General features: G+C 49.1%; 12 protein-coding genes. All 12 read left to right on the top strand.

Going from position 1 to position 12,141, the window contains the following annotated elements; all coding sequences use genetic code 11:
* Positions 1-16: 16 nt before the first annotated feature.
* The 12 genes from hemL to nikA all read left to right on the top strand — a co-directional run bounded on the left by hemL (position 17) and on the right by nikA (position 12,061).
* Positions 17-1,315, top strand: coding sequence for a glutamate-1-semialdehyde 2,1-aminomutase (gene hemL / locus PCY71_RS05375; protein WP_002910525.1), 1,299 nt, complete (start codon positions 17-19; stop codon positions 1,313-1,315).
* Positions 1,308-1,892 carry a bifunctional adenosylcobinamide kinase/adenosylcobinamide-phosphate guanylyltransferase gene (gene cobU / locus PCY71_RS05370; protein WP_002910524.1) on the top strand — a complete coding sequence of 195 codons (585 nt, stop codon included), beginning with the start codon at positions 1,308-1,310 and terminating at the stop codon, positions 1,890-1,892. Before hemL ends, cobU begins: the two co-directional genes overlap by 8 nt.
* Positions 1,889-2,617 carry an adenosylcobinamide-GDP ribazoletransferase gene (gene cobS, locus PCY71_RS05365; protein WP_048772453.1) on the top strand — a complete coding sequence of 243 codons (729 nt, stop codon included), beginning with the start codon at positions 1,889-1,891 and terminating at the stop codon, positions 2,615-2,617. Before cobU ends, cobS begins: the two co-directional genes overlap by 4 nt.
* Complete coding sequence (locus PCY71_RS05360) at positions 2,614-3,186, top strand: histidine phosphatase family protein (protein ID WP_048772456.1); 573 nt, start codon at positions 2,614-2,616, stop codon at positions 3,184-3,186. The genes cobS and PCY71_RS05360 overlap by 4 nt, the downstream gene beginning before the upstream one ends.
* 51 nt (positions 3,187-3,237) lie before the next feature.
* Positions 3,238-4,341: an NADH-dependent flavin oxidoreductase gene (locus PCY71_RS05355; RefSeq protein WP_048772459.1), complete on the top strand. Its 1,104-nt coding sequence runs from the start codon at positions 3,238-3,240 to the stop codon at positions 4,339-4,341.
* Positions 4,342-4,457: 116 nt separating this feature from the next.
* Positions 4,458-6,053, top strand: a complete 1,596-nt coding sequence (locus tag PCY71_RS05350) for an ABC transporter substrate-binding protein (RefSeq protein ID WP_185774612.1) — start codon at positions 4,458-4,460, stop codon at positions 6,051-6,053.
* Positions 6,054-6,056: 3 nt separating this feature from the next.
* Positions 6,057-6,839: an ABC transporter ATP-binding protein gene (locus PCY71_RS05345; RefSeq protein WP_048772465.1), complete on the top strand. Its 783-nt coding sequence runs from the start codon at positions 6,057-6,059 to the stop codon at positions 6,837-6,839.
* Positions 6,836-7,606 (top strand): ABC transporter ATP-binding protein, encoded by a 771-nt coding sequence (locus PCY71_RS05340; RefSeq protein WP_048772468.1) that lies wholly within the window; start codon positions 6,836-6,838, stop codon positions 7,604-7,606. Before PCY71_RS05345 ends, PCY71_RS05340 begins: the two co-directional genes overlap by 4 nt.
* Positions 7,596-8,579 (top strand): M14 family metallopeptidase, encoded by a 984-nt coding sequence (locus tag PCY71_RS05335; RefSeq protein WP_048772472.1) that lies wholly within the window; start codon positions 7,596-7,598, stop codon positions 8,577-8,579. The genes PCY71_RS05340 and PCY71_RS05335 overlap by 11 nt, the downstream gene beginning before the upstream one ends.
* Positions 8,572-9,567, top strand: a complete 996-nt coding sequence (locus PCY71_RS05330) for an ABC transporter permease (protein WP_048772475.1) — start codon at positions 8,572-8,574, stop codon at positions 9,565-9,567. The genes PCY71_RS05335 and PCY71_RS05330 overlap by 8 nt, the downstream gene beginning before the upstream one ends.
* Positions 9,560-10,369 (top strand): ABC transporter permease, encoded by an 810-nt coding sequence (locus tag PCY71_RS05325; protein WP_048772478.1) that lies wholly within the window; start codon positions 9,560-9,562, stop codon positions 10,367-10,369. Before PCY71_RS05330 ends, PCY71_RS05325 begins: the two co-directional genes overlap by 8 nt.
* Positions 10,370-10,453: 84 nt before the next feature.
* Positions 10,454-12,061, top strand: a complete 1,608-nt coding sequence (gene nikA / locus PCY71_RS05320; protein ID WP_048772481.1) for a nickel ABC transporter substrate-binding protein — start codon at positions 10,454-10,456, stop codon at positions 12,059-12,061.
* Positions 12,062-12,141: the final 80 nt, after the last annotated feature.

Below are 12,141 nucleotides of genomic sequence, written 5' to 3'. Positions count from 1 at the left end.
GATAAGGAGGACGAACTTGAAGAGAGAACATTCCAACCAATATTTCGCAGAGGCTCAAAAGCTCTTTCCAGGCGGAGTCAATAGTCCTGTTAGGGCTTTTAAGGCTGTGGGCGGCCATCCGCTTTTTATCGAAAAAGCCAGCGGAGCCTATCTGCATGATGTCGATGGCAACCGCTATATTGACTACGTCCTGTCTTGGGGGCCTATGATTTTGGGGCATGCTCCTAAGGATGTGTTACCAGCAGTTGAGGAAGCTATTTGGGAGGGGACCAGTTTTGGTGCTCCGAGCCCCAGAGAGATTGCTCTCGGCCAGCTGGTGCAGGAGCGCCTGCCTTTCATGGAAAGAATGCGGATGGTCAATTCGGGAACGGAAGCGACCATGAGCGCCATTCGAGTAGCGCGTGGAGTGACCAAGCGCTCTAAAATTGTCAAATTTATCGGCTGCTATCACGGCCACAGCGATTCCTTTTTGGTTCAGGCTGGTTCAGGCTTGGCCAGCTTTGGGATTGCTGATTCTGCCGGAGTCATTGCTCAGGTAGCTGGGGAAACTCTGGCCTTGCCTTATAATAACATAGCTGATCTCAAGGCTTGCTTTGAAAAGCATGGAGATAACATCGCCTGTGTCATTTTAGAAGCAGTTGCTGGCAATATGGGCTTGATTCCAGCGGATGCGGACTTTATCAGTACTATTCGCTCCCTCACTCAGGAATACGGCTCTCTTTTCATAGTGGATGAGGTCATGAGTGGTTTTCGAGCTCATTATCAGGGGGCAGTTGGCCTCTATCAGACAGAGCCGGATCTGGTCTGCTTGGGCAAGGTTATCGGTGGCGGCTTCCCAGTCGCAGCCTTTGGCGGCAAGGCCGTCTATATGGATCAGGTAGCGCCTCTAGGCAGCATCTATCAGGCTGGTACCCTATCAGGCAATCCAGTCGCTATGACGGCCGGTTATGAAACTCTGAAACAGCTAACACCTGAACTCTTTGCTGAGATTGAAGAGAAAACAAGCTACCTCTGTGATGGCTTACGAAGTCTAGCCGATAAGTACAGCATTAATCTGCAAGTCGTATCAAAAGGTACCATGTTTGGTTTCTTCTTCAGTCAGAAGCCAGTCCGTAACTTTGAGGATTCTAAGGCGGCTGACCATGCTCAGTTTGCACGATTGCACGGTCTCTTGCTGGAGCAAGGCATTTATCTGGCGCCATCTCAGTATGAAACCAACTTTATGTCCAGTGCCCATACTAGAGCGGACCTAGACCAGACCTTGGCAGCCTTTGAGCGGGCATTTCAAGCAATGAAAGAAGAAGCAAATGACTAAGATTGTGTTAGTGACAGGCGGTGCCAGAAGTGGTAAGTCAGCATTTGCGGAGGAGCGACTAGCGGACCGAGAGCGAGTTTGCTATATTGCGACTGGCCTGCCCCGAGGAGAAGATCCAGAATGGCAGGAGCGGATTCGACTGCACCAAGAACGCCGACCGGCTTCATGGACAACTCAGGAGCAGTATGCAGGGCTGGCGGACTGGCTGCGAGAGCAGTCGCATCCAGTTTACCTGCTGGACTGTGCCACCCTTTTGACCAGCAATCGCCTCTTTGATTTGATTGCCCAGCATTTTCCAGACAAGCTGGAGCTGACCGAGGAACACTTTCTCAGTCGACAGGAGCAGTCTTTCCTGCTGCAGCTCTTGGAAGAAGAATGGCAAGAGCTCCTATCTACAATCCGTCAGACAGATGCTGAGTGCTGGATTGTAACGGACGAGGTTGGGCTGGGCATTGTCCCAGAGACCAGACTAGGGCGCTTCTTCCGTGATGTGCAGGGCAAAGTCAACCAACTGATTGCAAAGGAGGCGAGTGAGGCTTATCTGGTTATCTGCGGCCTCGCTCAGCAGTTGAAATGATAAAGGCATTGATTATCTATACTCAATTTTTTAGCCGGATTGTGATTCCAATGGCAGTGGATATTTCCTATCTGCGACGGGGACTCCCTTTTCTGACTCTCTTTGGTCTCTTGCTGGGTTTGATTTCAGGTGGATTTTATTTCCTGATGAGTCTAGTTCTGCCTGGAATGGTCGCTTGGGTTCTGACCCTTGCTTTCGATGTTCTGCTGACAGGTGGTTTTCACTTAGATGCCTTAGCGGATACGGCGGATGGTCTCTTCTCCTCTCGTAAAAAGGAGCGGATGCTGGAGATTATGAAGGACAGCCGGATTGGCAGCAATGGCGTTCTGGCGCTTATTCTCTACTATGCTCTGATGCTGGTTCTATACCCTTATTTGCCAGAGCCTCGCTGGTTTATCGTAGCTAGTCTGTCCATGATTGGCAAGGCCGGTCTGAGCCTACAGCTTTACCGGATGACCTATGCTAGAGAAGGCGGCGGCTCGGGAAATTTCTTCAGTGGCAGCAAGACTAGTCATATCCTGCTTGCCCAGCTTTTGCCTTTGCTCCTGTCTCTGCTGGTTTTCAGCTGGAGAGGCCTCTTGGCTTATAGTTTAGTATTCTTGGGAGCAATCGGCTATCGCCGGTTCGTTTATAATAAAATTGACGGCCACACAGGCGATACGCTAGGAGCCTATGTTGAAATTGCCCAGCTCCTCTATCTCTTAGGATTGGTGGTGCTAGGATGAAAAGATGGTATCTGATGCGGCACGGTCAGACAGACTACAACCGCAGGCGCTGTTTCTATGGCAGCCATGATGTCTCTGTCAACGGGCAAGGTCAAAAAGATGCCAAGCAGCTGGCGCTACTGATGCAGGAGCACTCAGTTGATGTGATTTACACCAGTTGTCTCAAGCGGACGCAGGAAACAGCCCAGCTGGCTTTTCCAGACAGGCAAGTCCAGCCCATAGCTGACTTTGATGAGCGGGGCTTTGGACAATGGGAAGGATTGACAGCTGATGAGATTGAAGCGGCTTTTCCAGAAGTCTGGCAGGCTTGGCTGGAAGCCCCCTTTGAGGTCACGCCTCCTGAAGCAGAAGTTTTTTCAGACTTTCAGACCAGAGTCTGGGCAGCGACAGACCGCCTGCTAGATACTACTGAGGAATCAATCGCTCTAGTGGCTCATTTGGGAGTCCTTCGCTTGATTTACCAGCATTTGGTTGATGGAGAGGCTGTTTTTTGGAACATTGATGTCCCCCAAGGACGAGTGCTGCTCTTGGAAGAGCGGGACCAGACTTGGCAGGCGACCTTACTCTAAGGCTTTATTATTAAAAAACAACATGATTTATCTTGGGAAAGAGGTGACTAGATGAATACACAGATTCAGGATAAATTTACTTTTAAAAATGGTCAGACCATGCGCAATCGCGTTGTATTGGCTCCTATGACTATCTGCGCTAGTGAGCCGGGTGGCTATGTATCTCAGGCAGATATTGATTTTTTTGCCCGCCGGTCTAGGTCGGTTGGTATGGTCATTACTGGCAGTACCTATGTCCATCCTCTGGGAAAGTCCTTTGCGGAGAGCTTCAGCGGCGCCGAGGACGATAAGATTGAGGGGCTTAGCCGTCTGGCCAAGGCCATCAAGGACCAAGGGGCTCTGGCTATTGTCCAGCTCTATCACGGTGGTCGTATGGTTCTGCCTGATTTGATTGACGGTCAGCCAGTAGCACCCAGCGCTGTCAAGGCTCCGCGCGATTATTTGGCAGAGCCGAGGGCGCTCAAGAACGCTGAAGTGGAGCAGGTGATAGAGGATTTTCTGTCAGCCATCAGACGGGCCATTCAGGCTGGCTTTGACGGAGTTGAGCTTCATGGCGCCAATACCTATCTGATCCAGCAGTTTGTCTCTCCCCATTCCAATGTCCGTCAGGACAAGTGGGGCGGCAGTCTTAACAACCGCCTGCGCTTTCCAAAGACCTTGCTGAAAAGAGCCAAGCAACTAGTCAAAGAAGAGGCTGACAGCCCCTTCCTGATTGGCTACCGCTTTTCTCCGGAAGAGATTGAAGAGCCAGGTATCCAGCTTTATGATACCCTGCAGTTGCTGGAGCAGCTCATCTATCATCAGGTGGACTATCTGCATATTTCGACCTCTGATGTCTGGCGCTCGTCTATCAGAGATTCTCAGGACTCGGAGCCAGTAATTCAGAAAATTATCAGAAAAATTAATGGTAGAGTGCCCCTGATTGGTGTCGGTCAGATAGAGACCAAGCAGGATGCCCAGCGAGTATTGGATGCGGGGATTCCGCTCTTTGCCCTCGGCAAGGCCCTGCTCCTAGACCCAGATTGGACAGAAAAGGTTGTCTCCGGCCGAGAGGCAGAAGTCATCAGAGCTTATCGCGATGAGCTGCAGGCTGACCTGGCTCTGCCAACTGCCTTTGTCGAAGATGCTAGAAGCTATCTGGAAGGAAAAGATTAAGACAAGCACATCCCTAAGGAGGAAAGAGAATGAGCAATCATTTGTTTTTCACTCGTCTGCTCTCTCATCTTCAGGACATAGAACCACCTTAGACAGAGAGCGAAGCGTATTTAGATTTGACTAGGACAGACCGTCTTAAAGTAGTTTACAAAATAGAAAAGGAATTTGAATATTTTATGAAACATTTTAAAAAAATTATGGCTCTAGCCTTGGCAGGCCTAGCCCTAGCTTCCTGTGTAAACCCTAGCAAAACCAGCGAGTCTGCTAGCGATGGTGACAGCAAGACTGTAACTATCGGCTATACTCAATTTCCAGAAAATATTGACCCAGCAGCGGAATACAATGGCTGGTTCACGGTCCGTTACGGAGTGGGAGAAACCCTCTTTAAGATGGACGACAAACTTGAGGTGAAACCTTGGTTGGCTGAGAAAATCGAAGCAGTATCAGACCTAGAGTGGAAAATTACCCTCAAGGATAAGGTTGTCTTCCAAAATGGTGAAAAAATGACCGGTGAAAAGGTCAAAGCTTCTCTAGAACGCCTGGTTGAGAAGAGTGAGCGGGCAGCTGCCGATCTGAGCATTGACAGCATATCTGCAGAGGGTCAAACTGTGACCATCAAGACAAAGGCTGTGCAGCCGATCATGGCTAATCTCTTGGCAGAGCCCTACTCCGCTATTGTGGATACGACTGGCAAGAGCGCATCTGATAAGGCTCCTGTCGGAACTGGACCTTACATGGTGACCAAGTACACTCCTGAGAGCGGAGCAGAGCTCAAGGCTTATGACGACTACTGGGATGGCAAGCCCAAAGTTGCTAATCTGAAGATTAAATACTTCTCTGATCCGACAGCTATTTCTGCAGCCCTCAAGTCTAAGGAAGTCGATGCCGTCTATGGTCTGCCTTATGCAAATCTAAGTACTTATGCTTCCGATAAGAACTACAAAATTTCTGAAGTAGAAGGTTCCCGCTACCTAGCTTACTATTATAACTTCGAAAATCCTTACGTAGCAGATGACAAGTTCCGTCAGGCTTTAGATACCTTGGTAGACAAGAAGACCTACTCTGAATCCCTCTTTAAAGGCTCAGCTGTGCCAGCTGTTGGACCTTTCCCTACAGGCTTTGCCTTTGCCCTGCAAAAGAGCGTCCATGAATTTAACGTAGACAAGGCTAAGAAACTCTTGGATGAAGCTGGCTACAAGGATACTGACGGCGATGGCTACCGTGAAAAAGACGGTCAAAAAGTCAGCATTGAGCTGCTGTCCTTCACTCGTCTGCCTGAAATGCCGCTGGCTGTAGAAGCAAGCCAACAACAGCTTAAGGAAGTCGGAATTGAAGCGACTATTAAGAAAGTTGAAGTCAGTGCCGTTGCCAGTGAAAAGGACTATGCCTTCACGCCTTACGCAGTAGTAGCAGCTCCTATTGGTGATCCGTATGCCTTCTTCAACAGCGCTGTTAAGACAAACGGAGCAGCTAATATCGGTCACTACAGCAACCCAGAAGCAGACAAGAAAATCGAAGAGCTGGCGACTGAAACGGATCCAGCTAAGCGCAATCAGCTCAGCAAGGAAATCCAAGAAATCATGGATAAGGACTACGGCTTTACCATTATCGGCTTCTTCAAGGTCGCTCTGGTAATGGACAAGTCCGTCTCTGGTTTGGAATCCCATCCAACAGACTACTATCACGTCAGCAACAAACTATCAAAGGAATAAAGCATGCTGGAAATGAAAGATCTGCTGGTGCAGTCAGCAGATAAAGTCATTCTCGATCGGGTCTCCCTCTCTCTTGCAGAGGGGGAGTCCCTTTCGATTGTGGGCGAGAGTGGCAGTGGCAAGTCTACCCTGCTCAAGATGCTGCTGGGCCTCCCTCTTAGGGGGCTGACAGTGACAGAGGGCAGTATTACCTTTGAGGGGCAGGAAATTCAGCCCCAGGACCACCGCATTTATCTGCCTTTTGTGGGCCGAGAAGTGGCCTGGATTAGTCAGCATGCCAGTCTCAGCTTCAATAACCGCCGTAAGATCAAAAAGCATTATCAGGACTTGGTGAAAAATCAGGGCCAGAAAGCAGCAAATCTCCGTCCCTTGGAAGAATGTCTAGAGATGGTGGGGCTGCTGCCTGAAAAAGTCGTCAATAAGTATCCTTTCGAGCTCAGTGGCGGTATGATGCAGCTGGTCGGTGTAGCGCTAGCTCTAGCCAGCAGGCCCAAACTATTGCTGGCTGATGAGCCGACTAGCGCTCTGGATGTCCTGTCGAAAATGAAGCTGCTTAATCTCTTGAGCCAGCTTCATCAAGAGGAAAACATGGCCATTCTCTTTGTCACACATGATATCAGCGTAGCTGAGCATCTGGCGCAAAAGGTAGTGGTCATGAAGGAAGGACAGATTGTCGAAAGCGGTCCAGCCCATCAAGTTCTCCGCCATCCTGAGCAGGCCTACACCCAGAAATTGCTGAAGGCTGTGCCCAAGCTGGCAGAGTTTAGAGAAGGGGAGCAGCTATGAGTCAAGTATTGGTCGGTCGCCAGCTGACCTACGAGTATGGTCAGATTGGTAATCGGAGAATTGGTGTCTTTGATATTGATATTAGCTTGGAAAAGGGACGAGCTATGGGGCTGGTCGGAGAGTCAGGATCTGGCAAGAGTACCATTGCCAATCTTATCTGTCGCTTTTTAAAGCCAGATCAAGGGGAGCTGACTCTACTAGGCAAGCCAGTCTCTGCCTACAAGGATAGGGAATACTATGCTCGGGTCCAGTACATTGCCCAGCAGCCCCAGTCGACCTTTCATCCCAAGCGCAGCATTCAGCAGAGCCTAGAAGAGGTCTGTCGAAACTTTTCTTTCTATCAGCAGCCGTCTGATAGGAAGCAAGTCATCCATGACTTGCTGAGATCGGTTGGTCTGACACCTGAGCTTGCTCAGAGGCTGCCACACCAGCTGAGCGGAGGAGAATGTCAGCGGGCAGCTATTGCCCGTGCCTTGCTGATTAATCCCGATGTGCTCATCTGCGATGAAATCACCAGTGCTCTGGATGTGACTGTTCAGTATGAAGTCATGCAGCTGCTGGCAGATATCAAGAAGCGTTCGCAGACCTCCTTTCTCTTCATCTCTCATGACATCGCACTGGTCAGCAATTTTGCGGAAGATTTGGTCGTCCTCAAGGACGGAATCGTGCAGGAGAAGGGCAGCATGCGAGAGGTCGTCTCTGCTCCCAAGAGTGACTATACCAAGCTCCTACTCAGTCAGTACAGGGAGGATAAAGATGAGGATTAAGCAACAACTAGACTCTATGGCTCCATGCAGTAGCTATCAGGGAAGTCTGCCTATCACGGATGAGCTGGCTATCCAGTACACTCTGCTCAAAGGACAGGCCTCCCAGCCCTTGCTGACCATCAGTGCTGCAGTCCATGGCTGTGAGTATGTCGGGGTTAAGGCGCTGATGGACTTGGCGCATGAATGGGACTTTAACTTTCAGGGCTCTGTCCTCCTCCTGCATGCAGTCAATGTCAGCGGCTTCTGGGCTCGGGAGACGACACTTGTACCTGAGGACGGCCTCAATCTGAACAGGATTTTTCAGGATCAAGAGCCAGTTTCCAGCCTCAGCTATCAGATTCGGTCTGTGATTGAGAGTCAGGTCTTTAGTGTCAGTGATTTCCTCATTGACCTGCACAGTGGCAATCGGGAAGAACTGCTGACACCGCATGGTTACTACTCTCTGCGGGCAAATCCAGAGGTGATGGAAAAGTCCTATCAGATGCTGCAGGCTTCTGGGACACCGATAATCTACCAATCTCAGGACCGCGGCAATCTCTACCACGCTGCCTCAGTAGACTATGGACTGCCTAGCATCCTGCTGGAGCAGGGGGAAAATGGCACCTGTCTGCCAGAGGATGTTCTGGCTATGAAGGAGTCAGTCAAACAAGTCGCCCGCTATCTTTTTGAAGGGACCATGCCTTATTATAAGCAGGCGCCGCTGATCTTTGACGACAGTTACTATCTGACCTGTCAGAGGTCGGGGTGCTGGATGTGCTTTGTCCGGCCCAATCAAACAGTACAGGCTGGTCAGGTCATTGGCGAAATCTGTGATATTTATGGCAATATTTTAGAAAAGGTGACTGCCAAGGAAGACGGTCTGGTCCTCTACCAGAAAGCGACCCTGGTCGTCCACCAAGGCGAAGTGCTGCTGGCCGTTGCCAGCAAGAAGCCTGAAAGCTACCAGACATCTGAAAGGGAGGCGCATGATTAAATTTATTATCAAAACGATTCTGCAATTCGTCCTCATCCTGCTCTGCGTCAGCTTTATCTCCTTTTTGCTGGTTTATCTAGCACCGGGAGATCCGGCTGAGAGTATCCTCAATGCTCAGGGTATTCCTTTTACCAAGGAATTGCTGGAAATCAAGCGGGCTGAGATGGGCCTGAATGGCAGCTTTATGGAGCAATATCTGGCCTGGCTGGTCAGGATTGTCCATGGCGACTTTGGTGTGACCTATAATTCCGGAGCTTCGGTCTGGGAGCAGCTGGTTTTCTATTTTCCCAATACAGTCTACCTAGCTTTTTATACCCTGCTAGCAACTCTGGGAATTTCCCTGCCGACAGCTCTCTACACATCCTACCATGCTGGAAAGCCGGTTGACCGCTTCTTGATGGCAGGTCTGGCTTTTCTGAATGCCATTCCTAGCTTTGTTATGGGGATTATCCTGATTCTGATCTTTTCTGTTCAGCTGCACTGGCTTCCCATTCAGGCAACGGCCAATGAGCTGGGCTTAGTCTTGCCAGTCATAACACTGGCCATGATCATGTCCACTCGCTATATTCCGCAGCTGCGGACCGCTTTGATAGAAGTGTTGCATTCGCCAGAAGTTGAAGGTGCGCGTGGTCGGGGGATTCGAGAGGGGCATATTCTGCTGCATGACGTGATTTACAATGTCCTGCCCTTTCTTCTCACCTTAGTCAGCCTTTCTCTTGGCTCGCTCTTGGGTGGTGTAGCTATTATTGAGCATCTCTTTTCCTGGCCGGGCATCGGTAAGATGCTGATTGGCGTAGTTGCCAAGCGGGATTATCCCCTCATTCAGGGTGCGGTCCTCTTTATCACAGCTGGGGTCTTGACTGTAAATCTAGTCTTTCAACTGCTTACGGTTTGGCTCAATCCTCGCGTCCGACTGGCTCAGGAAAATCCCAAACTGCTGCCACGCACGAAGAAATTAAAAGCAAGCAAGGAGGGTTCGTATGGATAAGAAAATCAATCGAAAACTTCTGGTCTTGGGCGGTCTCATCGTCCTGGCCTTGATCCTCTCCTCCTTGGCTCCTCGTCTCTTGGGTGACAGTTTGACCAAGGTCAATCTGGGACAAGCCTTGCAAGGACCGAGCAGTAGTGAGTGGTTCGGAACAGACGCCCTGGGACGGTCTGTCTTTGCGCGTGCAGTAAGCGGGGGTGCGGAAACAGTCCTGCCAGCCCTTCTGATTCTGATGCTGATTGCAGCGGTGGGCTCCTTTATCGGGGTGACTAGCGCTTTTATCGGCGGGAAATTCGACCAGTTCATCTTGCTGGTAATCACGGCTTTTCAGTCTTTCCCATCTATCATTCTGGTCATTGCGATCGTCAGTATCTTGGGCATCGGTCTCCAGCAAACCCTCATCGCTATCTGCTTGACGGCCTGGACCAAGTATGCCTACCTGATGCGCTCCATGACCCTGCAGCTGAAAAATGAACCCTATATCCAGTCCTCGAAAATGTATGGCAATAGTTTTTGGACGACTCTGAAAAACTATTATTTCCCCAGTCTTTTTCCTCAGATTCTGACGACTATGAGCTTTGACATCAGTACCATTATCATGGAAATTGCTGGTCTTAGCTTTGTCGGTCTGGGAGCTCAGGCACCATCGCCTGAGTGGGGAGCCATGATTAATGACGGCCGGATTTACATCCAGGAAGCCCCCTGGATTGTGGTCTTCCCTTGTATCTTGCTAATTTTGACCATTCTCCTCTTTACCAAGTTCGGAGATGCTCTCAACAGCAAGTACAACCGCATGAATTGATCGTCAAAAAAACATAAACTATAGCCCCTATCTCTTGGGACTGCGATCATAAAAATATGAATACAAGAAAGTGATTCAATAAAAATGAGAAAAAAACTATTTTTATTAGTTGTCCTCTTGCTGCCTTTATTCTTGGTAGCCTGCCAGCAAAACTCAAACTCTTCCAAGCAGATCGGTGAGAAAGACAAACTCACCATGGTCTGGGGCGAGGACTTTGGGGATGTCAATCCTCACCGCTACAATCCAGACCAATTTGTCATTCAGGATATGGTCTATGAAGGCCTAGTCCGCTACGGTGACAATGGGAAAATCGAGCCAGCCTTGGCTGAAAGCTGGGATATCAGCGAAGATGGTAAAACCTATACCTTCAAGCTGAGAAAGGCAAAATTCTCAGACGACTCTGACTTTAACGCGGAGAATGTTAAACGGAATTTCGATACTGTCTTTTCAGAGGAAAACAAGAAAAACCACACTTGGTTTGACTTTACCAACCAGCTGGAAAGCTACCGAGTTGTCGATGAGCATACCTTTGAAATCAAGCTCAAGCAAGCCTACAGTGCGACTCTCTATGATTTATCAATGATTCGTCCGATCCGCTTCGTAGCTGATGCGGCCTTCCCTGACGGAGATGACACAACTAAGGACAACCTCAAAAAGCCAATCGGAACTGGTCAATGGGTTGTCAAAGACAAGAAGGCAAATGAGTACATCACCTTTGCCCGTAATGAAAATTACTGGGGTGAAAAGCCTAAATTGAAAGAAGTAACAGTCAAGATTATCCCAGACCCACAAACCCGTGCTTTGGAGTTTGAGTCTGGAAATGTAGACTTGCTCTATGGAAATGGCGTTATCGGTTTGGATAACTTTGCCAAGTATGCCAAGGATGACAAGTACACGACAGACGTATCTCAGCCAATGTCCAGTCGCCTCATGCTCTTGAATGCAAAGCAGGAAATCTTCAAAGACAAGACTGTTCGTCAGGCGATGAACCATGCGGTTGATAAGAAGTCTATCGCGAAAGACATTTTCCGCGGAACAGAAACACCGGCTGATACCATCTTCTCCAAGTCTACTCCGCACTCTGACGCCAATCTGACTCCCTATGAATATGATATCGAGCTGGCTGAAAAGATGCTGGACCAAGCAGGCTGGAAGAAAGGCTCTGATGGTATCCGTGAAAAAGATGGTAAGAAATTGAGCCTGAATGTTCCTTATATCTCGTCTAAGGCGACAGACAAGGACTTGGTTGAGTACTTCCAAGGCGAATGGAAGAAAATCGGTATTGACGTTCAGCTCAAAGCTATGGAAGAAGATGACTATTGGGAAAATATCAAGACGGGCGACTTTGATTTGATGCTGACTTTCTCTTGGGGAGCACCTTGGGATCCGCATGCTTGGATGACTGCCCTGACTTCACCAGCAGACCATGGCCACCCAGAAAATGTTTCCCTAGAAGCTCTGCCATCTAAGCCAGAAATTGATAAAATTATCAAGGCGACTCTGGTCGAACCAGACGAGGCAAAAGTCGATGAAGGCTATAAGAAAGTCCTCACCATGCTCCATGATGAAGCTATCTATATTCCAATCACTTACCAATCTGTTGTTTCCGTCTATCGCAAGGGAGAACTCGAGGGCATGCGCTTTGCCCCAGAAGAAAATGCATTCCCACTGCGCTATATTGAGAAAAAATAAAAACTAACTTCATACATACAAATTTGCATATAAAGGGAGTAGTGCTGCCAAGGTTAAAAACTTAGCAGCCGCCCCTTTTC

It is taken from the genome of Streptococcus sp. SN3 (genome assembly GCF_030439905.1).
Note: the sequence above shows the minus strand (reverse complement) of the source record. Positions and strands in the feature narration are given on the sequence as shown.